The 24,150-nt window shown below is 45.9% G+C and carries 20 protein-coding genes; 8 read left to right on the top strand and 12 right to left on the bottom strand.

The genetic code is table 11. The annotated features are described in order from the left end of the window. The 3 genes from ACI4J0_RS04495 to ACI4J0_RS04485 all read right to left on the bottom strand — a co-directional run bounded on the left by ACI4J0_RS04495 (nt 1) and on the right by ACI4J0_RS04485 (nt 4,691). Complete coding sequence (locus ACI4J0_RS04495; RefSeq protein WP_439764617.1) at nt 1-1,326, bottom strand: MATE family efflux transporter; 1,326 nt, start codon at nt 1,324-1,326, stop codon at nt 1-3. Nucleotides 1,327-1,758: 432 nt separating this feature from the next. After that, nucleotides 1,759-3,159, bottom strand: coding sequence for a family 43 glycosylhydrolase (locus tag ACI4J0_RS04490; protein WP_439764616.1), 1,401 nt, complete (start codon nt 3,157-3,159; stop codon nt 1,759-1,761). Then, entirely contained in the window at nt 3,156-4,691 is a 1,536-nt protein-coding gene (locus ACI4J0_RS04485) for a carboxylesterase/lipase family protein (RefSeq protein ID WP_439764615.1), read from the bottom strand. The genes ACI4J0_RS04490 and ACI4J0_RS04485 overlap by 4 nt, the downstream gene beginning before the upstream one ends. Before the next feature lie 279 nt (nt 4,692-4,970). Between ACI4J0_RS04485 and ACI4J0_RS04480 the strand changes: the two genes are divergently transcribed. The 3 genes from ACI4J0_RS04480 to ACI4J0_RS04470 all read left to right on the top strand — a co-directional run bounded on the left by ACI4J0_RS04480 (nt 4,971) and on the right by ACI4J0_RS04470 (nt 8,619). Then, the gene (locus ACI4J0_RS04480; protein WP_439764614.1) at nt 4,971-6,500 is read left to right on the top strand and encodes a glycoside hydrolase family 43 protein; all 1,530 of its coding nucleotides are present in this window, start codon (nt 4,971-4,973) and stop codon (nt 6,498-6,500) included. A gap of 412 nt (nt 6,501-6,912) precedes the next feature. Then, nucleotides 6,913-7,278: a hypothetical protein gene (locus ACI4J0_RS04475; protein WP_439764613.1), complete on the top strand. Its 366-nt coding sequence runs from the start codon at nt 6,913-6,915 to the stop codon at nt 7,276-7,278. 159 nt (nt 7,279-7,437) lie between these two features. After that, nucleotides 7,438-8,619, top strand: a complete 1,182-nt coding sequence (locus ACI4J0_RS04470) for a glycoside hydrolase family 5 protein (RefSeq protein ID WP_439764612.1) — start codon at nt 7,438-7,440, stop codon at nt 8,617-8,619. A 209-nt stretch (nt 8,620-8,828) separates the two neighbouring features. On the opposite strand, the gene ACI4J0_RS04465 is transcribed toward ACI4J0_RS04470, so the two are convergent. Further along, nucleotides 8,829-9,797 carry a phosphotransferase enzyme family protein gene (locus ACI4J0_RS04465; RefSeq protein ID WP_439764611.1) on the bottom strand — a complete coding sequence of 323 codons (969 nt, stop codon included), beginning with the start codon at nt 9,795-9,797 and terminating at the stop codon, nt 8,829-8,831. 144 nt (nt 9,798-9,941) lie between these two features. Here ACI4J0_RS04465 and ACI4J0_RS04460 point away from each other — a divergent pair, with 144 nt between their 5' ends. Further along, nucleotides 9,942-10,337 (top strand): hypothetical protein, encoded by a 396-nt coding sequence (locus ACI4J0_RS04460; RefSeq protein ID WP_439764610.1) that lies wholly within the window; start codon nt 9,942-9,944, stop codon nt 10,335-10,337. Between the two features lie 45 nt (nt 10,338-10,382). On the opposite strand, the gene ACI4J0_RS04455 is transcribed toward ACI4J0_RS04460, so the two are convergent. The 7 genes from ACI4J0_RS04455 to ACI4J0_RS04425 all read right to left on the bottom strand — a co-directional run bounded on the left by ACI4J0_RS04455 (nt 10,383) and on the right by ACI4J0_RS04425 (nt 17,710). Next, nucleotides 10,383-11,168, bottom strand: a complete 786-nt coding sequence (locus tag ACI4J0_RS04455; protein ID WP_439764609.1) for a helix-turn-helix domain-containing protein — start codon at nt 11,166-11,168, stop codon at nt 10,383-10,385. Between the two features lie 63 nt (nt 11,169-11,231). Then, on the bottom strand, nt 11,232-12,572 hold the full coding sequence (locus ACI4J0_RS04450; protein ID WP_439764608.1) for a family 43 glycosylhydrolase: 1,341 nt from the start codon (nt 12,570-12,572) through the stop codon (nt 11,232-11,234). 101 nt (nt 12,573-12,673) lie between these two features. Then, nucleotides 12,674-14,107: a carbohydrate ABC transporter substrate-binding protein gene (locus tag ACI4J0_RS04445; RefSeq protein WP_439764607.1), complete on the bottom strand. Its 1,434-nt coding sequence runs from the start codon at nt 14,105-14,107 to the stop codon at nt 12,674-12,676. A gap of 31 nt (nt 14,108-14,138) precedes the next feature. Next, nucleotides 14,139-15,284: a glycoside hydrolase family 5 protein gene (locus tag ACI4J0_RS04440; RefSeq protein WP_439764606.1), complete on the bottom strand. Its 1,146-nt coding sequence runs from the start codon at nt 15,282-15,284 to the stop codon at nt 14,139-14,141. A gap of 177 nt (nt 15,285-15,461) precedes the next feature. Next, nucleotides 15,462-16,154: an alpha/beta hydrolase gene (locus ACI4J0_RS04435; RefSeq protein WP_439764605.1), complete on the bottom strand. Its 693-nt coding sequence runs from the start codon at nt 16,152-16,154 to the stop codon at nt 15,462-15,464. A 43-nt stretch (nt 16,155-16,197) separates the two neighbouring features. Beyond that, entirely contained in the window at nt 16,198-16,650 is a 453-nt protein-coding gene (locus ACI4J0_RS04430) for a GNAT family N-acetyltransferase (RefSeq protein WP_439764604.1), read from the bottom strand. Between the two features lie 31 nt (nt 16,651-16,681). Further along, complete coding sequence (locus tag ACI4J0_RS04425; RefSeq protein WP_439764603.1) at nt 16,682-17,710, bottom strand: DUF5104 domain-containing protein; 1,029 nt, start codon at nt 17,708-17,710, stop codon at nt 16,682-16,684. Nucleotides 17,711-17,936: 226 nt separating this feature from the next. Here ACI4J0_RS04425 and ACI4J0_RS04420 point away from each other — a divergent pair, with 226 nt between their 5' ends. The 4 genes from ACI4J0_RS04420 to ACI4J0_RS04405 all read left to right on the top strand — a co-directional run bounded on the left by ACI4J0_RS04420 (nt 17,937) and on the right by ACI4J0_RS04405 (nt 22,870). Then, a complete protein-coding gene (locus tag ACI4J0_RS04420) occupies nt 17,937-19,322 on the top strand; it encodes an ABC transporter substrate-binding protein (protein ID WP_439764602.1) in 1,386 nt (461 codons plus the stop codon). A 6-nt stretch (nt 19,323-19,328) separates the two neighbouring features. Then, nucleotides 19,329-20,174: a carbohydrate ABC transporter permease gene (locus ACI4J0_RS04415; RefSeq protein ID WP_439764635.1), complete on the top strand. Its 846-nt coding sequence runs from the start codon at nt 19,329-19,331 to the stop codon at nt 20,172-20,174. After that, a complete protein-coding gene (locus ACI4J0_RS04410) occupies nt 20,171-21,001 on the top strand; it encodes a carbohydrate ABC transporter permease (protein WP_439764601.1) in 831 nt (276 codons plus the stop codon). The genes ACI4J0_RS04415 and ACI4J0_RS04410 overlap by 4 nt, the downstream gene beginning before the upstream one ends. Nucleotides 21,002-21,199: 198 nt before the next feature. Further along, nucleotides 21,200-22,870 carry a bifunctional diguanylate cyclase/phosphodiesterase gene (locus tag ACI4J0_RS04405; protein ID WP_439764600.1) on the top strand — a complete coding sequence of 557 codons (1,671 nt, stop codon included), beginning with the start codon at nt 21,200-21,202 and terminating at the stop codon, nt 22,868-22,870. Between the two features lie 49 nt (nt 22,871-22,919). Here the strand turns inward: ACI4J0_RS04405 and ACI4J0_RS04400 are convergent, their stop codons facing one another. After that, nucleotides 22,920-24,131: a transglutaminase domain-containing protein gene (locus ACI4J0_RS04400; protein WP_439764599.1), complete on the bottom strand. Its 1,212-nt coding sequence runs from the start codon at nt 24,129-24,131 to the stop codon at nt 22,920-22,922. Nucleotides 24,132-24,150 lie beyond the last annotated feature (19 nt).

The raw sequence follows: 24,150 nt of genomic DNA, 5'->3' as shown, positions 1-24,150 counted from the left end.
TCACCTGCTTTCGATCATTTTCTTTTGTTTCATTATCAAGCCTGCCGAAACGACAGCTGTTAAAACCTCTGTGGTCGGAGCTGCCAGCCATACTCCCGTCATTCCCCAGATCGCAGGGAAGATGAATGTGAATGCAAGGAGAAGAACAATGCCTCTCAGAGATGAGATAAGTGCCGAACTCAAAGCATCACCGCAGCTTGTAAAATACATGGAGTTTATCACATCATATCCCATGAACAGAAATGTTACAGCGTAGATCCGAAATCCTGCGGATACCATATCTGCCACACTGCCGCTGCAGCCAAACACACCTGCATAGCTCTTTCCAAAGACAAAAAAGAACACTGCAAATATCAAACCGATAATGAACAATATTTTATTCGTTATTCTCCGCAGCTCCATTGCAGTTTTCTGTTCCTTTGCACCCCAGCAGATACTTATAAGTGGAGTAATTCCCTGACCGAAACCAATGGCAATCATGCTGTATCCGTAAACCGCAAAGCCAAGTATCGTAAATGCGGCAACGCCTTCTGTTCCCACATATTTCATCAGCACATAGTTAAATGCAAACATTGATATCGCGCTTGCCATCTCACCGATAAACTCAGACGAACCATTGAAAAATGTTTCCTTATTCACTGCCGTGTCAAAGCTGAAACGTCTGAACCTTATGCTTATGGACGGTTTTAAAAAGTAACCAAGCTGCACAATAACTGCAAATACCTGAACAATGAGCGAAGCTACAGCACTTCCCTGTACACCCATTGCTAATCTGCCGACCAAGATGTAATCAAGGACAGCGTTCAGAACACAGCTTACGATACTGACAAGCATACACACCTGAGGCTTTCCGTCTGCACGGATAAACATTCCGAGTATAGTCCCTATAACCATCAGCGGGTAATTCACAAGCATTATCCTGTAATACTCGGTGAAGTAAACGGACAGTTCTCCGTCCGCTCTCAGTACTTTCAGGATAGGGGAGAACAGCAGAAATACCGCAAGTGATGTTAGTATGCATATAACTGCGGCTGTAACAACAGTTTGCGAAAACACTTCGGAAGCCTTTTGTTTATCCTTTGCCCCAAGCAGTCTGCCGCATATCACAGAACCACCCACACCTACACATAGTCCGACACCAAGGTAAAAATACAGTATTGGCAATCCAAGATTTATCGCAGCCAGTGCATTTTCACCCACATAATTTCCAGTAAAATAGCCGTCGGTTATTGTAATCGCCGTCTGCAAAAGCATCGCTATAATGCTTGGGACGGAAAACCGGAGAATTGTTTGAAGCTTATTTTCGTTGATTTCCTTTATTTCCATAATTACATCTCTCCTTTACATAGTTCTATTATAGAGATGTAATAATTTATTTTCTTCTGAATTTGTGCTATCTTCAAAATTCCTCAGCCGTGTGATCTATAATTATGTATTATAGCATATTCATACAAAAAAATCAACCGGAAGAAAGAACTGCGCCATAAATAACACTTTTCGGAAGGGTATTATGTAAAATCATCTTGAAAATAATGCTATAGTATGATATAATGAAAATGTAAAAAATTGGTTGGAGCCGGTACGGCGGAAAGAAGAAAATTGTTGATAAACAGCGAAGTGTTATCCTTCCTTGCCTCAAGCCGTACACCCGTCAGCTCAGGCAAATCCATAAACAGCTGCCCGTTCCGCTTGGAATCGGGCAGCTGTTTTATATCCGAATTTGTAATATCGTCCGAACGAAAATTTTACCGATACATTTTACTCAAGAGTAAAGGATTTTAGCATAGAATTACCGCTCCCTCTGAAAGTGAGATAAATTGCATTTACGCCATCGGGAAGCCTGATATCAGCACTCTTTGTTTCCCAGACATTGCTGAATTCCACCCATATCTCCCCAAGGATCTCTCCGTCCCATTTCGTCCTCACTTCATATTTTCCCTGAGCATAGCCCCTCGTGGTAACGGATATCCTGCTCACACCCCTGCAGTCAAAAAATTTAAACCCTGCTGCTGCACCATCGGTGATATTTCCGATATAGCCTGTTTCCTCATCACCGTCTCTGCCGTCCTGCATGATTTTCGGAGCGCCCTCCTCGCCGATGTATAACGAGTGCTTTTCGGTGAACAGGTTGCAGGCAAGATATGCGGGATATTCGCCCTTTCCTTCAAGAGCACCGCCGTTAAGTCCGCAGGAGGTCATTTCCGCCTGAGTGAATGAGCCGTCAGCATTAAGCCCCAGCTTTTCCGCACAGCCCTGTCTGCTGTACCATGTGCCGTTTGTGTGGCGGTGATAGAAAATGTACCAATCGCCGTTTATCTCTATAATGCTGCCGTGATTGTTTGCACCTGCTGCCATTGGCAGCTCGGCAGGCTTGTAGCTGTCAATGTGCAGATCGGTATTGCTGATAAGCACCCCGCCGTATTCAAAGCCCTCAAGGGGACTGTCGCTTACAGCATAGCAAAGCTCGTGCATGACTTCGGAGGAATATATGAGATAATATTTGTTATCCACCTTGCGGATAGACGAAGCCTCAAAAAAAGCATGTCCCTCAAAGCCCGTACCGCTGCTGTATTCGCAGCCGGGAATAACGGTTACAGGCTCGGTCTTGACGGTGAGCATATCCTTGTCAAGGATAACAGCTCTCGAGCCTGTTCGGCTCCTGTCACCCTTTCCGCAGAAGCCGCTGTAAAGATATGTATTTTCCCCCTCGGTGATAACTCCCGGGTCGAATTGGGGCTCGTCGCCCTCACGTTCGCCAAGCCTTGTTCCGTCGGGATAATGTACATATCCGTAAAACTCATATCTGCCCGCAGGTGTGTCGCATACTGCCACAGACATAACGGGAACCTTGTCAAGAACATAGTAAAGATAATACCGTCCGTCGGGTCCCACAGTCACATCGGGGGCATAAAGACACATCTTTCCTTCCTTGTTCATAAGGTCATCGCAGCGTCCGTAAATAACACCCTCGCACCGCCAGTCTCCCAGATCGTCAACAGGCGCAGACCAGCACAAATAATCACCCATACAGAAAACATAGCCATTATAAAAATCATGTGAGCCGTAGATATAAACTCTGTCCCCGAATACATAAGGCTCGCCGTCGGGAATATACTCCCAGCTTGGCAGATATGGATTAAATGCAGGTTTTTTACTCATTTAGTGATACCTCCGTTTTCTCTACTGACTATTTCGTTTATCAGGAATGAAGCAAATTCGCTTTCGGTTTCGGCGGGCTTTGCGCCGTCCGATTTAAAGAGCATTTCGGCTCTGTTTTTGTGGGTATATTTATCCCAATGGGGGAGTGGCTCGCCGTTGTTGTCCATGCCGTTGGGGTCTCCCGTTTTGATGAAGTTTGTAAAGTAGCTGCTCATCTGTCTTGCAAGGTCATAATGCCTGCCTGAATAGGGTCGGGTGCATTTTGCAAGAGTCTCAAAAAAGAACCAGAGATCAACCGAATGGAATGTTCCCGGGTGGTCATCGCCGGGAATATCGGGTATGAAGCGGTAATAATAGCAGTCACGAGGGTCTTCAAGTCTGCTTTCGCTGATAAAAGCCGATTTCACACCTATTTCGGGGTGACTGACAGCTGCATATCCGCAGGCTGTTTTTTTCACCGCTTCGTCAAAGGAAAGGAATTTATCCGCATTATCACCGAAATATTTTTTGGCTTTATTTCTCAGCTCGTCAATATTTTCGGCATTTATTCCCTCTACAAATTCATCTCCCGTATTTCCTGCCATAACGGGAATTCTGATGCGTTCTCCCGAATAGAATGCCTTCATAGCGTCTCCCGTGCAGAATTTATCGTCCCGGACAATGCAGAACATAACATTTTTTGCACCTCTGAACTCGGAATATTTATCTCTGATAAATTCAGCATCCAGCTTTCTTGCCTCTTCAAGTGAAGAAACGCCCATAAAGCCGAAAAATTCTTCGCCAAGCTTTCCTGCCCGTTCAAGGGAAAGGGGAATAAAAATGGGATCAGGTTCATAGGGACTGCGGAACATTCCGCTGAAAATTACCGCTTTATTGAAAGCCCCCTCATTATCTTTGCACGCCATCTGAGCAAGAACACTTCCGCCGCCCGCGGATTGACCCGCAATGGTAATATTATCGGGGTCGCCGCCGAAATGATCAATATTTCTTTTGACCCAGCGAAGTCCTGCCTGCTGGTCAAGGCTGCCGAAATTGCAGGGAGCGTCGGGCTGAGCGGCTGAAAGCTCGGGGTGAGCAAGAAATCCGAATGCGCCCAGGCGATAATTGACGGTCACGACCACAACTCCCTGTCTTGCGAGACGTTCCCCGTCAAACTCCATTTCTGAGGTATATCCCCACTGAAAGCCGCCGCCGAAAAACCACACAAGAACAGGCAGCTTTTCATCTGTGCTCTTTGCATTTGTCCAGACATTAAGATAAAGACAGTCCTCGCTCATAGGAATTTCGGGGTCAACGTGCCATTCACGGCAGTAAATATCCGTTCCAAGCCCGGGAACGTCCTGCATAGAGATAGGCGCAAAGGCATATGCATCAAGAACACCGTCCCAATTTTTGCAGGTCTGAGGCGCACGCCAGCGGTTTTCTCCGATCGGCGGTGCAGCAAAGGGAATACCCTTGAATGATGTTACCCTCGGGTCGGCAGCGGGAAGTCCCCTGACCTTGCCGTTTTCTGTATCTGCTATTCTTATCATAAATTTCATCTCCGCACAAAAATGATTTCTTTGCAGATATTCTACCATACACAGCTTTTTTATTCAAGAAAAATTGTGCTGATTATCCTGTGTCAATGTTCATTTTTTGCGGTTTGATGATAATATTAAGCGACACAGCGCAATTATTGATCAAGGGAAAATAAAAATCGGATTGCAGAGCTTGGTTTTTTATGCTATAATTTTATGGTATGATAAATTTGGGGAATTTTTCTATGTATATCATAATAATGCATCATAAAACAGAAGGGAAAAACAGCTATGAAAATAAAAAGATCATTTGCAAAAATTGCGGCGGCATCTGTGGCTGCAGCCCTTATATTTACACTTTGCGGCTGCGGCAAAGCAGAGGCAAATTCATTTTCTCTGGGAGGAAAGACAGTAATGTCGGGAGCGGCAGGAGCAAAAATCGAAAATATCAGCGAAATAAGATCAAAGGAGCCGAAGAATACAAATCCTATTATCTCAAATGTATTCTGCGCCGACCCAACATCGATCGAATATAACGGCAGGCTGTATATCTACGGCACCTGCGATCAGCAGCAGTATGAGGTGGTAGGAGCGGACGGCGAAAACACCTACGAGCATATAAAGTCACTTGTAATGCTTTCAACGGACGATATGGTGAATTATACCTATCACGGCCGCATAAATGTGGGCGAGATATGCCCCTGGATAATTGCTTCCTGGGCACCGTCCATAGTTTCCCGTGAGGAAGAGGACGGACTGACGCATTTTTATATGTACTTTTCAAACAGCGGCTGGGGAACAGGCGTTATCACCGCAACATCTCCGACAGGTCCCTGGAGCGACCCGCTGGGGCACTCGCTCATTGACGGACATACTCCCGGTCTTGCAGGCTGCAAAATTCCCTTTGACCCGGGCGTATGCATTGACGATAAGGGTACAGGCTGGCTTTCATTCGGCGGCGGAACGGACAGCGCAAGAATTGTTAAGCTGGGCAGCGATATGATAAGCCTTGACAGCAAGATAACAAAAATACCGTCAAAATTTCATTTTGAAGCCGGCGAGCTTAATTTCATCAACGGGACTTATGTATATACCTACAATACCGACTGGGAAAAGCATATCCTTAAATGGGACATCAAGGGCGTTTCTGCACCTCCGACCTGCAGTATGGCATATATGACAACAAAAACACCTCTTGACCCCGAAAGCTGGGTATATCGTGACTATTATTTCAAAAACCCCGGTGAACAAGGACTTGAATACAGCAATAATCACACACATCTTCAGAAATATGGGGAAAAATATTATCTTTTCTATCATTCACTGTTTCCTCAGAAAAGTCTCGGAACAAGCGGCGGATTCAGAAGCCTGTGTGTAAATGAAGCCATTGTTGACGAGGGTACGATCACTATTGAAAAGGTTTCAGCCACCAAAGCAGGCGTATCTCAGATAAAAGATCTCGACCCGTATCAGCCCGTAAAGGCAACAACTATCGCAGCCTGCTCCAATATCTCATATGAGCAGAATGAGGAGGCAGTGACCGTTATAAGCGGCAGCGGAGACGGAAAGGCATCGTGGATATGCGTTCGGGGAGTTGATCTCGGCAAATCTCCGGAGTATTTCGCCGCAAAGGTCAAGGGAAAGGGCAGAATGGATATTTACATCGGCGGAATTGAGGGTGAACCTATTGCCTCCCTCGGATTTAACTGCGGTGATATGACAACTGTTTATAACAAATTCAATTCTAAAATAAGCGGAGTAAACGATATTTATTTCGTAATATCCGATGGAGTTATGTTTGATTCCTGGCAGGTGTCGTAACAGGTCTTGCAGGACTTTCGGCAGCTGCCGGTGAATGTCTTGCTTTCTATAATTGCTGCGATTTGTATATGTTAATCTTTTGTTAACACTTTTATTTCTTCGATGATATATACTTTAATAGTAAATCGCAAATCAATACCGTATTAGAGCGATATACCGACGAAGATACAATGCAGTCGATCGAGATCATTAGCCACGAAAGAGATGAATGATAATGCAGTACACCAGGCACCCGGAATACAAAAAGGCGCTGAAAAAGAAAGTCCCGCCGGGTACATATATATTTAACGGGACTTGGGTATCCGGCAGGGATTTTGAGCTTAATATGAATGACCCATATGTCAAAGAACTTCATAAGGTTCAAAAGCTGCCCTTCCTGATTGAGAAAAAAACTTTGGGGATAATTCTCCTGATGGTATTTATAGTTAATGCCTTGTTCAATATATCCTACGAGCTGATTATCCCGTTCTTTGAAAGCACTATGGACGAAACAACATCTGTGTTTATGACCGTTGATGACATAATTTTTTACAGCCAGTTTGCCGCAGCAGGACTGTATGCCCTGATTTATATTCTGTCCTCGCTTAAAGCCGTAATAATAAAACGCTTATGGGCTGAAAAAACTATTGAGCATTATAAGGAACTCTGCCGGAAGGACAAAACTGCATTCCATAATATTATCGGCAAATACCTGATAACCTGCCCCCACTGCGGCGCTCCGAATGACGGCGATCTGACCGTTTGCGAATACTGTAAATCGGAAATGAGGATATTATGATCTATGCAGTCAGTTCTGTTTGTAGGGATATTAAACGTTTACTTAAACAGATATTTACAATTTACGAACTGAATATTTATACCAATCTTACCGCACTTGTGGTATACTATAGGTAGTATATTCCTACGGTTCAGACTGAGGAAATTAAGGAGTGCTTATATGAAAAAAATACTTGCAATGATAATGTCCGCTGCTATGACAGCGGCAGTTTTCACAGGCTGCGGCAAGGCTGCCCAAAAGCCTGCCGATAACGGTGAAGCTGATGTAACAAATGCTGCTGTATCCGAGGTGACCTTCCCCGAGATCGCTATAGCAGACAACGCTGTTGACTATGCAAAGTCTATGAAGCTGGGCTGGAATCTGGGCAACACCCTTGACGCTGTTACAAGCAGCAGTCTTGATTCGGAAACCCTGTGGGGTCAGCCTAAGACTACCAAGGAGCTTATAGGGTTTGTTAAGGAGTCCGGCTTTACTACCATAAGGATCCCCGTTTCCTGGGGGCAGCATACCACCGATGAAAACTACACCATTGACCCTGCATGGATGGCACGCGTCAATGAGGTCGTTGATTATGCGGTTGAAAGCGGACTTTACATAATCCTCAATTCACATCATGACTGCGACTACTATTATCCCACCGAGGAGAAATTCGCAGAAGGGGAGAAGTATCTTAAATCAATATGGACTCAGATATCCGAGAATTTCAAGGATTATGACGAGAGACTGATATTCGAGTCTATGAACGAGCCCAGACTTACAGGCACCAACAAGGAATGGTGGTTCCAGGACAACGATGCAGAAGGCGTTGCTTCCATTAAGACTATCGTGAAGTATAATCAGATATTTGTTGATACCGTTCGTGCAGGCGAGGGTTACAACAAGACACGTTTCCTTATGGTCCCCAGTAATGCTGCTGCACCTCAGAATGCCCTCAACGCTGCTTTTGAGATGCCTGTTGACACCGCAGAGAACAGACTGATGGTTTCCGTTCATGCATATTCTCCTTATGATTTTGCTATGAACGATAAGGGATACAAGGTATGGGACGGTTCTAAATCGGGTGAGCTTAACTTTATGGATAACCTCAGCAAGAAGTTCATCGAAAACGGCTATGGCGTAGTAATCGGTGAATTCGGTGCGACTAACAAGGATAATCTTGAGGACAGAGTTGCATGGGCAAAGGATTACTGCGGCAAGGCTGCTTCTCTCGGCATTCCCTGCGTACTCTGGGACAACGGCGGTACAAAGGTCGGCAGCGAGAATTTCGGTATGATATACAGGCTCCCCAAAACTATCCACTACCCCGAGCTCCTTGATGCAATGCTTGAAGCATACAAATAATAGTGTAATATAAAAAGACTGATGCGGCAAAGGACATTTCCCATGCCGCATCAGTCTTTTTGCACGCTGTAAATCATTTTATTCCGATAAATATGCTTTTGCCTGCCCACCCTCTTCGCCTTTGGACAGCGATGGTTCAGAGTCTTGTGTGATCCGATTTTACATTATTGAGAAGCACCGATTGAAAGCAAGGATAAGCTCTTTCATTGTTATATTTCAATACAAAGCTCGCAGGGATTTTCTATCATATTGAGAAAAGCCTCATCAGCCGCTTTATCATTTGACAGCCAGTCCTGCATTACAGTGTAAATGAGCAGTCTGCGATATTCAAGAAATATACCGAGATTTCGGAGCCAGAGATCGTCTATCCTGTTTTCTGTAAAATAGCCTTCCAGAAAACAAGAATAAAACCGTTTCAGCACCTCCATATCCGTAATAGGACTCATCATTCCGCCGCTCACATCAAATAAAAGCCCCTGTATCGGCAGAAGGATATCATTTGCAAAAAAATGACATTCCGCACAATCAAAATCAATAACTGCAATGCCTTCTTCCGATGTAAGTATATTCATCTGATGATTATCGTTATGGATAAATCCATAGCTGTCCCTGTCAATAGGGAGCTGTTTGAGCTTTTTCTTCATATCAAGCCACTTATCCCTGATATTATCATTCGGTGACATCTCAATAAAGGAATCTATTTCGGCTTCAAAACCAAACCGCTCATCGTCCTCACGGGAGTTTTTCCACACGGGATAAGCCTTTGCAGCCTTATGCAGCTTGCCTGTAAGCCTGCCCCACTCATAGACAAGCTTTTTATTATTTATTAGTTCATTTGCATCGGGATTTCGTCCGTTTATAAATTCCATTAATGTGGCTAAATACAAAATATCCCCGTCTTTTGCCGTCTCGAAAATGTTCCCGTTTTGGTTTTTTAGCGGTCTGCCGACATAAATTCCGCTGTTCCCTAAGAAATCGGCAAATCTCAGAATATTTTTTGCCCGCATTTCATCAGCCGCCTGTGAAATTTTGAATACCTGCTTCTTATCGGCTTTATTTACAGTGAAAACAATACCGTCGCTGTCCTCTCTGCCGCCTGCGAGAAAAACAAGCTCCTCAGGCGAAAATCCGAATTTCTTTGCCAGATCATTTCTAATGCTGTCTTTTAATGGCTTCATTTTTTCATTCCTCTGCGTAATGCTCTTAATTTCACGTTTTATGATTATGTAATAACTATACTGCAAATATCAGAAAAAGTCAATAGGAAGATTATTTATGAATCCTATATCTTCCTATGTGAAGTCCACAGCAGCGAGCATTTTATGAACCCGAAGGAAACCTACGACGGCGCATTGCCGAGCGGCAATTCCCTTATGGCATATGACCTTGTGCGGCTATATCAGCTGACGGAAAAGAAGGAGTATAACGAGCTTGCAAAAAAGCAGCTTGCCTTTATGTCCGCTCAAGCGCAAAGGTATCCGTCGGGGTACAGTATGTTCCTGACCGCAAAGCTGATATATGATGCTCCGCCCCCGCATATCACTGTCGTTACAAAGGAAAATACTGACCTGACCGAGCTAAAAGAACGGCTGCCGCTGCTTGCAAATATATCTGTGACCTCCGAAAGCAAAAATTATCCCCTTATTAACGGCAGGACCACATATTATGTGTGCAGAAATGAACATTGCCTTCCGCCGTCGGATACATTGGAATTATAGGCAATGCAAAAAAAGAAAACCGCCGTGCGTTCGGCGGTAAGTAAATCATATCTGTCTGCGGTATTCGGTGGGAGTTTTGCCCGTCCTGCTTTTGAACTGCCGCATAAAGTTGTATTCGGTGGTGTAGCCGCATTTTGAAGCTATTTCCGAAACGGTCAGGTCGGTGGAGGAAAGCAGCCTTTTTGCACGTTCCAGCCTGCCGTTTATCACATCGTTTATCACGCTGATACCAAACATTTTTTTATATAAATGCTGAAATCCCGAGCGGCTCATATTCACGGAAGCCGCCATCTCGTCAATGCTCATTGTCCTTTCGGGGTCGGTATGAATAATGGTCCTCAGCTGTGTCATACGATGATTTTTTTCTAAGAACATTTTCGAGGAAATATGCGCTCCCGAACGGATAGTCCTGCTTACGGACAACAGCAGTATCTCGGTGTAATGCTCCTCAAGCTCAATATGACAAGGCTCTGCACTGTAATGCTCATAGGCAAGGATATGCACGATATGCGAAACAGGCTCGGCATCTCCCAGATATACAGGCTCGTTTATGGGAATGCTAAGCTCACCAAAGTGACTCACATCATCTTCGTCCGCACTGAAATAGATCCAGTCATCTGTGTATGTATCACCCGACGCCCTGTATCGGCAGGGAGTGTCGGGTGATATTATCACGAAGGAATTTTCCCTGACAGAAAAGCTTTTGCCGCTTAGCTCAAACAGCGCAGGAGTCTTGATAACAAGCATAAGCCAGCAGCCGGGACCGTTTGGTCTGTCCATAACAAAATCCGCATCGTGGCTGTAATTGTATCCGATAGTGCCGAGCTCCATTAACATCACTCCGATATTCATTGGTATAATAAATATTATACCATAGCCTTGACCGCTTTTCAACTATTTCATAAATACAAATTCGCTCAGTTCAAACAGGCTCCTGCCCTTGAAATATTCGGCAGTCCAGCCGCTGTAGTCGGTCGAGATCTTAAAATAAACCGCCCGTCTGCCCGTAACAGCCTTCACAACAGTTTTTACTGCGCCGCCGTCCTGACCGATATCACAGACGCCTATCTCCTCATCGTCCGCAAAAATGTGCATATGACAGTTGCAGCCCGTGCCTTTGATCTTTGCGGCAAATTCCATAGTTTTGCTTGAATTGTCCTCGCCGAAATCAAAATACTTGTAGCCGATAACATCGCCGTCCTGAATATTTATTACCGCCCTGTCAAACACATTTCTCTCGGTAATGAATGCGCTGCCCTTCAGAACGCAGGCAATGTCCGCAGGAGTTATCTCATAAGGGTCAAGGCTGTCCTCAAAGCCCAGAGAGGTCATTTCAACGGGAGGGATAGTGCCGTCGGGGAGTATCTCTATTTTTTCGACACAGCCTCTTCTTGACATTATGGTGCCGTTTGTCATGCGGTGATAGAAAACATACCATTGCCCGTTTATGCAAGCCACAGAGCCGTGATTGTTGCCCCCGGGATAATCTGTTCCGTTGTCAACGATATATCCCCGATAGGTAAAAGGACCCGTGGGGCTGTCAGATGTGGCATAAGCAAGGCGGCTGCCCCGCTTGGGCGAGTATATCATATAATAAACGCCGTTTATTTTCCGCGGTGAGCAGGCTTCATAAAAAAGAGACTCCTTTTCGGTAAATCCGCCTTCTGCCGTTTCTGTGCAGGGGATAAAATGCTCAATGCAGCTGCCGTCGATTATCTCGTACATATTATTGCTGTTAACTTCCGCAAGGAAAGAACGCTCAAAGCCGCAGTAAATATATGTTCTGCCGTCATCATCCACCAGCACGCCCGGGTCAATGAACCAGCCATTGCAGCACACCTCATCGGGAATGGTGTATTTGTATTTTGAAAGGAGCTTAAAGGGACCCTCGGGTCTGTCGCTTACGGCAACACAGCCCCTTGCATTTACGATATAAGCATACAGATAATATTTTCCGTCCGGACCCTCTATAACATCGGGAGCAAAAAGCTGAGTATTGTCGCCGTTCCAGTCAATGTCGGAGGGGTGATCTCTGTCGGCTCTCGTATGGAAAATATCGCCGTGACATACCCATTTTGTGGGGTCTGACAGGGGAGCGCTCCAGCATTTTAAAACAAAATCGCAGAAGCTGTCCGAGCCTGCCTTATCGTGAGAGCCGTAAACATATATCCTGTCGCCGAAAACTCTGGGTTCGCCGTCGGGAATGTATTCGTAACGGGGGAGATATGGGTTCATGTTGATTTACCGTCCTTTCTGTAACTGCCCGAAAAGACCGCCCGTTTTTTCGGTGCAGTCTTTCGGTTTTGGGGATCATAAGGAAAGAAGAAAATAAAGAATTATTGAAGCTGAGCCGCAACCTGATCGTTGGCGTCATTTATACCCAGGTCAATAGCGTCAAAAGCCGCGTCACGTACCGAATACCAGTCATTGCCCTGGAGAGGCTGATTTATGGTGTCGCTTACAAGATTTGCGTAATCGGTGGGAAGTCCGCCGTAGATATCTCTTACGGGATTTTCGGAGGTGAGTCTCTTCACCTCGTCCTTCATCTCAAGCATTTCATCGGTCCAGCCGTAGTCGGACTTGTGCTTATCCTTATTTATCTGAATAGAATTTTCATCGTCATAGGAGGCGATAATGCACTCCATAAATCTTGCAACGCCCTCGGGATTTCCCGCGCCCTTGCAGAGATTGTAGCAGTCTATCTCAGCATTGTAATAATACTTGTCAGCCTTATCGTCTCTGGGAACAGGAACGAAGAAAACGTCCTCGGGAGAGCCGAAATTCTTTGTCCATATATCGGGAGCCTGCTCTATCTCATAAAGACCGCCTATGTAGAAAAGCTCCTTGCCCTCGCCCATAAACTGTATCTGAGGTGACCAGTTGAACAGAGACTTGTCAAGCACAAGACCGTTTTTGTTCAGCTCATACTGAAACTGCATAGCTCTTTCAAATGAAGGGTCATTAAGGTTATTGATAAGCTTTCCGTCAGAGATCGAAACCGCAGGCACGCCGCTTGCCAGATAAAGGGGAGTAGCATTGAACCAGCCGTCCAGACCGTACCGCTCCGAGTCGTTATCCACAAATTCAAGAAGCATTTCCTTGAATTTATCAAGAGTCCATTCGCCGTTTTCGTAAAGCTCCTTGGGGTCGTCAAAGCCCATTTCCTCGATAGTCTTTCGGTTGTAATACACAACATATCCCTCGGTTGCCTGACAAGCCATAAGGTAATGCTGTCCTCCGATGGCAAACATTTCGTTAAGCTCCTTCACGCTTTCCCACAGAGGACTGCTCCAGTCCACATAGGGGTCATAGGACTGTGTCATTCCCGAAATAACACACTTGGGAACAGCCTCGGAAGCAGGAAAGAAGTCTATTCCCTCGCCGCCTAAAATATATGTGGAAAGGTCGCTGTACTGATTTGCCCAGGTAGTGGAAAAGCTTTCGATATTTCCGCCGTATTTCTTTTCAAAAAGCTCAACTGAAACGGGCTTGGTGTTTCCGAGACCGGTAGGGTGCCATGGGTCATAGAAGGAAAGCCACTTGATGGTCTTGTTCTCAAGCTCGCCCGTAAGCGTATCGGCAAGAGCGCTAACCTGCTCCTCCTGCTCGGGAGCAAGGGTCTCGGTGTTTATCTCAACGGTGAATGCGGTGGTGGTCTCTTCTTCAAGAAGATAGCCGTGGTCTCCTTCTTCTGCACTTCCTCCGCAGGCGGTCATAGAAGCTGTTAAACAAAGTGCGGTGCATAGCGCTGCTGTTTTTTTGAATGACATAACTGACATATCCTTTCTGGTAATTTATTTCTCAGTTCTTAACGTCCATAAGCCCTTTAAGAATGTCCTTGTCCTTGAAGCTGCACTCGGTGCGGCTGTAGAATGCGTCTGTAACGTCCCACAGAACGGGGCACATATCCCTGTCGTAGGCAACTTCGCAAACGCTTGTAAGATACTTTTTAATGGAGTCCTTGTCCTTGTTTTTTACGGGACAGCCGTATTCTCCGATGATGACGGGAATACCCTTGTCAACGAAATGCTCCTTCATCATATCCATATTCTTTTCAAGCTCAGCCATATCCGCGTCGGTTCCCCAGTCCTTCCTGCACTTGCCCCAGGAAGCGTCCTTTTCAAGGATAGCAAAGGTGGAGGGAGTGTAGTAATGTACCGAAACAGCGCAGCGGTTTTCGGGGTCCACGGGCATTTTGTAAAGCTCGTCGCAGGTGAGGGAAATATCCGTAGCATAGCCCGCAATAAGCAGATGGCGCTTTTTGTTGTTTCCGCCCGAAGCTCTGACAAGATCGACAAATTTCTGATTTATCTCATTTAAAAGACCGAATGCCTCAGCCTTGCCGTCCTCTTTTCCGCTGTAGCGGTTCCAGATGTCGTCCCAGCAGCCCTCTTCGTTTAAGGACTCAAACATAAGCTTGTCGCTGTAATTTTTAAATTCGGCAGTGAGCTGAGTCCAGATACGTTCGTATTTGTGCATACATTCGTCCTTGTCCTTGCCCGAAAACTTCTCAAACCAGCCGCCGTCCCAGTGGATATTGAGAATAACATACATATCGGTCGCAAGCGCCCAGTCAACCACCTGTTTCACTCTTGCAAGATATTCGGGATTTATGTCATAATCGCCGCTCATCATATTCGACCATGCCACAGGTATGCGAAGGACGCCGAAGCCCGACTCCGCATAGCCCTTTATGATATCCTCGGTAATAACGGGACTGCCCCAGCCCGTTTCGTAATTTGTCACGCTCGAACTGTTTATCCAGCCGCCGCAGCTTTCAAAGGTATTGCCGAGATTTATTCCGAGACCCATATCCTTAACGATCTCCATAGTTGACATATTGCGCATTTCGCCCTTAGGCTCTCCGCAGCCCGAAAGCAGGGCAGTGAGCATGGAAAGGGAAAGCACAAGCGCAGTAAATTTGGATATTGCTTTGATGATTTGCATGACCATCACTCCTCCTTTTTTTATAATTATAGCGCTTTATATACATTTGCACAATATCCTATGCAGTCGGGTTTACTGACCTTTTGTGCATTTTATTGCTCGTAAAAAACTAACCGGCATTCACAAGCAGGACCTGTCGTGATACGGCAGTCCATTTTGTAAATGCCGGCAAGCATATTATATGTTCTCGTCAAGCCACTTTTCAACTATCTTATTATCCTCGGGAGCCATGAACGGGTGCTCGCTCTGCTCCGATACAGTAAGCTTTGCCCCGAATTTATCCGCAAAAGCGCGAACAGACTCAATAGGCTGCAAATTATCCTTTGCCCCGTAAAGTATGGCGGTAGGGAACGGCCATCGGCAAATGGGGTGGGACAGGATATATTGATAATGATCCCACCGCAGCGTATCGATATCCGTAACGATCTCCTGCTTTTCCTCCAACTGCTTTTCGCTGACTCCCGACCACAGCATCATATGCCGTACAAGCCACTCCATATCTGCAACAGGCGACTGGAACAGGCATTTTTCAAGCTGTCTGTCAGCATAGGCGTTCAGTGAAAAACAAGCGCCCAGGCTGCAGGCGAAAAGCGCCGCAGTTTTCCAACCCGCAAAAGCATAGTCTGCTATCACATTCAGATCGTGTATCCCGTTCATCACATCACATCTGTAAGTCTTATCCGTCCGCTCGCCGTGTTCGGGAAGGTCAAAGCTTAAAGTCTGATAGCCCTTTGTCTCTGCTATCTCTGCAAACTGCTCCGCATATTCCTTTCTGCTCATCTTTCCGTGAACGTGAATGTAAATTTTCTCCGATGGCTTTCCCCACAGTATCGCAGGGATACCTTCAATGCAAAGCTTTTCTTTTATCATTTTTTATCATTCCTTAATGTTATCTCTGCCTCAAAAAAAGCAGTTATATTTTTTTTACCATAACAAAATTATTCAGTGCAATTCCGCTTCTTATGACCTGCTGTTCCCTTACCGCAGTATAACCTCTCTTCTCAAAAAATCCTTTCGCAGTAATTGAAGCGTGAGTCGTGATAACGGGAACACTTACAGCCTTTTCAAGCTCATCGCATATGGCGGAAGCAATTCCGCATCGCTGATAGTCCTTGTGAACATAAAGCCTGTCAAGATACCCTGTTTTGTCAATATCCCCGAAGCCTAAAATAAGCTCTCCCTCGGCACATACCACAGTATAATGCTCGCAAAAAGACTTGTCCCATTCTTCGGTGTCAACCGTTCCCGCCGCCCATACGTCAAGCTGCTCGGGCGAATGATCCTTTGCATTAACGGAATGAACAGTTTCAAAAAACAGCCTTGATATCTGCTCACAGTCCGATGAATTATACTTTCTTATTATCAAAATATCCACCTCTATGATTTTCGGCATATGTTCATTCTTCGTCATTAAGCTCTACATTATAAAAGCTTTTTGTATCGGAACAGATATCGGCATACAAAATTTCACCCTGCTCAGAGCTTGTGCAGATATGAGCATACAGCGGAATATCTTCTTTTGGAACAAGCTCATAGTAATGGTCATATCCCGTACTGTTGCTGTATTTTTTTGTAACATTGGGCTTGCCTATCTCTTCCGAAAGACCATACAGACTGTCATATTTTCTCAGAAGCTTTATCATTTCCGCGGCGGATATCTGCCGTTCGGGATCCGGTTCAAATAAAAACGGCATTCCGCTGATAAGACGTGCGGAAACCTCACTGTCGCTTTTAATATTGCATACAAGGTGCTTATACCCGTAGTAAGTATCCGCTGCAGCACCCTCAAGATCTTCAATGCAGAAAAATTCTACTCCCACCTCATCGGGAGAATTTTCATTATAACAGCAGAATTTCAGCTTTATCCTGTACCATTCGCCGTTCATCATACAGGTATATGTTACGCTGCCTTTGCGCACCTCACCCGAGCTGTTTTTTGACACTCCGCTGCTTTCCCGTTCGCATTCGGACAATCCCGCAGGATAAGCCTCAAAAAATTCATTTATGGCACTTTCAAAGCTTTCGGAATTTTGGAAACCGACAGTAAACAGCTTGCCGAAGCTTTCTCTGTCGCCGTTGTCGGCAGCGGATAAAAGCTCGTTCATTGCGTCCACAGCAGCCGAATTTTCCGAGACCCGTTCATTCCGCCACAGCTCGGTCACATTTTCATAGCCCGACCGCCGTTCCCTCATTTCAGCCGAGGATATCAAACCGCTTACAGTTAAGAATATCACAATGCCCACAGGAATAGCAATAAGCACCGACCCCGCGGCAATTAAAACGGCAGGCAGCGCCCGTCCTATGTACTTCGGCTCACGAACTTTTGTGATTCCCGATATGAGAAGTATGATGCCCGTTACCAGAACTGAACCCAGCACCAGGCATATTATTACCACAAAAACAAACATCAATGAAGCAAAAGCCATTGCCCCGCCCCCTTACGCTTTCTTGTATAGATAAATTATAATATCCTCCGTTCCAAAAGTCAACAAGATATCCGATTTTTAATAAATCTATCCAAATTCTAATGAATTTACCGAAATTTACAAACCACAGCAAAAGCCGATTTTCTGAATATCGGGGATAGAAAAATAAATACTATTTCCAAAAGCAAATTGCGGATAAAGCAATTTTTGAAAGGAAGAAAAGCTGATGAAAAGCTACAGAAAAATAATATGCTGCATAGCGGCAGTGAGCATAATGACCTCACTTACCGCCTGCGGAAGAAAAAACAACAACGAGCAGGGAAATGTTCAGGAGGGACAGAACGGACAGACGGCGGCAAAAAACGTCACTGTCAGATTTTTAAACTTCAAGCCCGAAGCCGCATCCGTCTACGAGGAAATTGCGCGTGCGTATAAGGACGAAACGGGCAATACCCTTATCGTCGAGACTGCCGCGAACAATACCTACGAGCAGACCCTGAGCGCAAAAATGTCCACCCCCGAAGCCCCCGTAATTTTCCAGATAAACGGACCCCGGGGCTATGCAAACTGGCGCGACTACTGCCTTGATATGACCGACAGCGATATCTATAATCACCTTATCGACAAGTCCGCAGCAGTCTCCGCAAACGGTATGGCATACGGTATTCCCTACGCCGTTGAGGGCTATGGCATCATCTACAACGACGAGATAATCCAGGGGTATTTTGCCCTTGAAAACCGTGCAACGGATTTTGTCTCAATGGACGAGGTAAATTCCTATGAAGAGCTTAAAGCTCTTGTGGAGGATATGCAGGCAAATGCAAAGGAACTGGGCATAAAGGGCGTGTTCGCCGCCACATCGCTCAAATCGGGAGACGACTGGCGCTGGACGACACACCTTGCAAATATCCCCATCCACCGTGAATTTGCGGATAACAACATCGACCTGACAGGGGAGGGCGTAAAGGCCCTGAACTTTGCCTATGGCGATAATTACCGCAATATCTTCGACCTCTATCTGAATAACTCCACCCTTGACAGAAAAATGCTGGGCTCCAAGATAACCGACGAGTCAATGGCAGAATTTGCCCTGGGCGATTGCGCAATGGTACAGAACGGCAGCTGGGCATGGTCGCAGATAAGCTCCGTGCAGGGCAATACCGTCTCCGAGGAAAATATCCGTATGATGCCCATTTATATGGGACTTGAAGGCGAAGAAAATCAGGGACTGTGCATAGGAACGGAAAACTTCCTCTGCATAAACAGCGCCGCAAAGCCCGAGGAGCAGCAGGCGGCAAAGGACTTCCTTTTCTGGCTCTATTCCTCCGAAACAGGCAAGGATATGGTGGTAAACAAGCTTGGCTTTATTGCACCCTTTGACACCTTCACAGATACCGAAAAGCCCTCCGACCCCCTGAGCAGAGAGGTTCTCCGCTGGATGGACAAGGAGAACGTGCAGACTATCCCCTGGAGCTTCACCGTGTTCCCCAGCCAGACCTTCAAGGACGATTTTGGCGCCGCACTCTTACAGTATGCTCAGGGCAGCCGTGACTGGAATTATGTCACCGAAAGAGTAAGAAGCTCCTGGGAAACCGAAAGCTCAATGCTGTAAATGAGTATGAAAAGAAATTTACACCCCTATTTCCCGCTGTTTGTGCTGCCCACCCTTGCGGCATTCGTCATATCCTTTCTCATACCCTTTTTAATGGGAATATACCTCTCCTTCTGCAAATTCACCACCGTGGCGAATGCACAGTGGACAGGGCTTGAAAACTACAGAAGGATATTTTCGGACAGCAATTTCACAAACGCCCTGTGGTTCACGGTAAAATTCACCGTCATATCGGTCATAACGGTAAATATCTTTGCCTTTCTCCTTGCCCTTGCCCTCACAAAGGGACTTCGTGGCACCAATGTGTTCCGAACAATATTCTTTATGCCCAACCTCATCGGCGGCATCGTCCTGGGATATATCTGGAACCTGATAATAAACGGCGTCCTGGGCTATTTCGGCACGGACATCACCTACAAGGCACAGTACGGCTTCTGGGGACTTGTTATCCTCACAAACTGGCAGCTTATCGGCTATATGATGGTCATCTATATCGCAGGGCTCCAGAATATCCCGAGGGATATAACCGAGGCGGCACAGATAGACGGAGCGTCAAAGGGACAGATAACCCTTCGCATAACCATACCCATGGTAATGCCCTCCGTGACCATCTGTACCTTTCTGACCCTCACAAACTCCTTCAAGCTCTTTGACCAGAACCTTGCCCTTACCGCAGGCGCCCCCGGCAGGGAGACCGCAATGCTTGCCCTGGATATCTATAACACCTTCTACGGCAGACCCGGCTGGCAGGGCGCAGGACAGGCAAAGGCAGTCATATTCTTTATAATAGCGGCAGCAATAGCCTTTATCCAGCTGAGACTCACCGAAGGAAAGGAGGCAGAGGCACGATGAAAGAAAAAGCAGATCCTTTTGGCTTTGTATTTATGATATTTCTGTCAGCAGTGTTCCTTTTCCCCATAGCCATAGTTTTTATGAACTCATTCAAGACCAAATTCAGCATTATGGGCGCACCCTTCCGCCTGCCTGATAAGGACACCTTTGCAGGCTTTGACAACTATATAACGGGCATAACCGCAGCAGGGATAGGCGGAGCCTTTCTCCGTTCGGTTTTCATAACCGTTCTGAGCGTGGCTGCCCTTGTCCTGCTCTGTTCCATGACCGCCTGGTATATAATGCGTGACACAAGCGCAGTTGGCAGAGTAATTTATAAGCTTTTCCTGTTTTCAATGATAGTGCCCTTCCAGATGGTGATGTACACTATGACCTATGTGGCAACAGGGCTTCATCTCAATAATCCCGTGGGAATAATCGCAGTATACCTTGGCTTCGGCTCGGGGCTGTCGGTATTTATGCTTGCAGGCTTTGTAAGGTCTGTTCCGCGGGAGCTTGAGGAAGCGGCAGAGATAGACGGCTGTACGCCCTTCCGGACATTTTTCAGTGTAGTTTTCCCTATCTTAAAGCCCACAGCGGTAACGGTAGCCATACTGAATGCAATGTGGATATGGAACGATTATCTTCTGCCCTATCTTATCCTCGGAAACAGGTACAAGACCCTTCCCGTAGCCATACAGATATCCATGCAGGGCGCATACGGCTCTGTGAACTGGGGCGGCTTTATGGCAATGCTTGTGCTTGCCATACTGCCCATAATCATCTTTTATCTGTTCAGTCAGAAGTATATCATTGAAGGCGTTATCGCAGGCGCAGTAAAGGGATAATAATATGCTTCTCTTTCGCGATAGGAAGAGAAGCATACATAGCGCAGTGAGTTTTTTTAACAAGTTATAAACCTTAAATTAGTTACAAATATCAAAAATGCCAATTATTTTCAAAAAAATATTGACATTTCTATATATTTTTGATATAATAATATTTGAAAGCAACAGTTGCGCAATAATATGCAAAGGAGGATGACTATGGAAGATGTTCTGAATAATCCGCTGTTTGAAGCATTCGCCAACGCTTCGGATAATGTATATATTTACGTATGCGACGTAAAAAAAGATCTTTCCCGCTGGTCGCCCAACGCAATAAGCTATTTTGATCTGCCCGGAGAGTATTTTGTCAATGCAGGAGATGTCTGGGGCGAAAAGATACATCCCGAGGACAGAGAGATATATTATAAAGATATATCCGCAGTATTTTCGGGGGAGAAGGATAATCACAGCTGTCAGTACCGTGCCGTCAACCGTTACGGAAAATACGTATGGCTTGAATGTAAGGGAACAATGATCCGTGACAAAAACGGCGGGCTTGACACCTTTGCAGGCATAATGACAAGGCTTGACAGGCAGAATAAATACGACACTCTCACAGGTCTGCTTACGAAATATGAATTTTACGAGCAGTCTCTGGGCAAAGGCGGCGGAGTAGTAATGCTGCTTGGTGTTGACAGATTCAGAAATGTAATAAATACATACGGCTACTACTATGGGGACGAGCTTCTCACCACCATTGCAAAGCGGCTTCAGTCTCTGTGCAGGGACGACAGAAAAGCTTTCAGGTTTAACGGAGACGAATTTATCCTCCTGCTCCCGGGAGCGGATAAAGCAGAGGCAGCCAATGTTTTTAACAGCATACGGAACACTGCCCGCTCCATCGAGACAAAGGACGGTAAAAGGATAGAGCTGTCCATATCGGCAGGAGCGGTGGTCTATGAGGACGAAAAGACTGACAAGGACGAGATAGTGAACCGTCTTGAGCTTGCCCTTTCCTATATCAAGAAGATAAACAAGGGCAGCATAGAGTTTTATTCTGACGAAATAGATGAAAAGCAGCGGCGGTTAATGACTCTCAAGGAGGACCTTAAATACAGCATAGCGCATGATTTTGAAGGCTTTGAGCTGTATTTCCAGCCTCTTGTGGACGCAAGGGGAACAAGGATACTTGGCTGTGAAGCGCTGCTCAGATGGCATGGCAGGCATATCAAGGACGCAGGGCCTATGGATTTCATTCCCATACTGGAGGAAGACTCGGGCATAAATCAGGTGGGAAGATGGGTAATGCGGCAGGCAGTAAAGCAGCAGCGGGAGTGGCAGGAGAAGTTCGGGGATTTCAAGGTAAATTTCAACGTGTCCTACGGTCAGTTCCTTGAAGAGGGCTACGTTGAGGAGCTTGTACGAACCACCGAGGAATACGGCGTATCTCCCGAAAATCTTGTGCTGGAGCTTACCGAGAGTAACAATGTGGAGTCTCCCGAAAGCCTTGCCCTTATATTCGAGCAGATACGTTCCCACGGCTTCCATATCGCCCTGGACGATTTCGGAACGGGCTATGCGTCAATGGAGCTTCTGAAAAAGCTGCCCGCAGATGAAATAAAGATAGAGCATACCTTTGTAAGGGAGCTTGCCAACGGAGATTTTCACCAGGTGGATTTTGCCATAATAGAATCCCTTCTGTATCTTTGCAAAAAGGTAAACAACAGCGTAGTTGTGGAGGGCGTGGAAACCAAGGCGGTGGACGATATAATCCGTACCATGGGCGCAGATTATCTTCAGGGCTATTACTACTCAAAGCCCGTCTGCAAGGCGGAATTTGAGAAAATGCTCATAGAAAATCATAGTACTCAAGCAGTCGGCAGCGTCTGAAAAATAAAAAAGCATAGCCGTGAAATTCATTTTCTCAGGCTATGCTTTTTTATTCCACCACAAAAATAAGTATGCGGTACTGCTTGTAGTAATCGATATAGCTTATCTGCCCCTTGAAATTGAGCCTTTCCACTATCCTGTCAATGTCAGAAACGCCGTTTTCGTCAGGCTTGATAAGGTCTGAAATGGTCTGCAAACATAGATTTGAGGAGTCAAATTTCAGCATAAAATACTTTTCGCCCGTGTCGATACAGCTTCTGCAGGAGTCCTCGATTATATTAAGTGCCTCTTCGTAATCCGACGCGTATCTGTCCTCATAAATGAAATAGTTCATGGTCTCAGCCTCAGCGTCGGGAGGGGAGCAGAGATAATTGTTTATGCTCCGGTTGTTCTGTATGACCGCGTCGTCCACCAGGAAATACTGGTAAAGTATCAGGTCGGGATACTGACTTTTCAGAGCCTGTGCAGGCTGGTCCCAGCCGATGTCAATATGATACCAGCTGCCGCCCAGCTTCACCATATTCCACATATGGTCAACGCCCGTATAACCCGTAACTATCATATTTTCGATGCCGCTTAAATTGCACAGATAGGAAAAAGCCTTTGCGTAACCCTCGCACAGGGCTTTTTTGTCTATCAGGGCACCGTATATTGAGTCCGCAAATTCGCCGTCCACGGAGCTTTCCACATTGAGCACAAGATAATCGTGGAAAAATTTCAGCTTTTCATAATCGGACATATTCTCATCAAGCTGTGAAATGATATCCAAAGCCGCCTGCTCGGTCTCTTTCAGCATAGCGTTCACTTCGTCCACCGAAAACCTGTATGTAAAATCAATGGTGTAGGAATGGGTGAAGCTGTCAAAATCGCCTAAAGTCCTGTCCTTCAGATAAAACAGCATAAGCTGTTCGCAGCGGACGGTCTCAAGCACCTTGACATAATCGGTCTCGCTGATGGTGAGGGGCATATGAGCGGAGGGCTCAAAGTTCAGAATGGTATCCACCACACTGTCATAAGCGTCCTGCATACGAGCGTCATAGTCAAGGGAAGCGTACTTTGTGACCATATGCTCAGGGATATACAGCCCCGACGGAGCATAGACCTCGGTGTCCGAAGCACTGCTTTCGGTTATCTCCGCAGCAGTGCCGTCGGAAATAACCGTGATCCCGTCCTCATGCTCACAGCCCGAAAGAGCGGTGAGAAGAAAGCAAAGTGCCGCAGCAGCGCAAAATATTCTGTTTTTACCTCTGCTGCAAAGCATAATTTAAACCATACCCTTC

The organism is Huintestinicola sp., assembly GCF_051882455.1.
In the GTDB taxonomy this organism is placed as follows: domain Bacteria; phylum Bacillota; class Clostridia; order Oscillospirales; family Ruminococcaceae; genus Huintestinicola.
The sequence above is the reverse complement of the archived record's forward strand: the minus strand, read 5'-3'. Positions and strand labels throughout refer to the sequence as shown.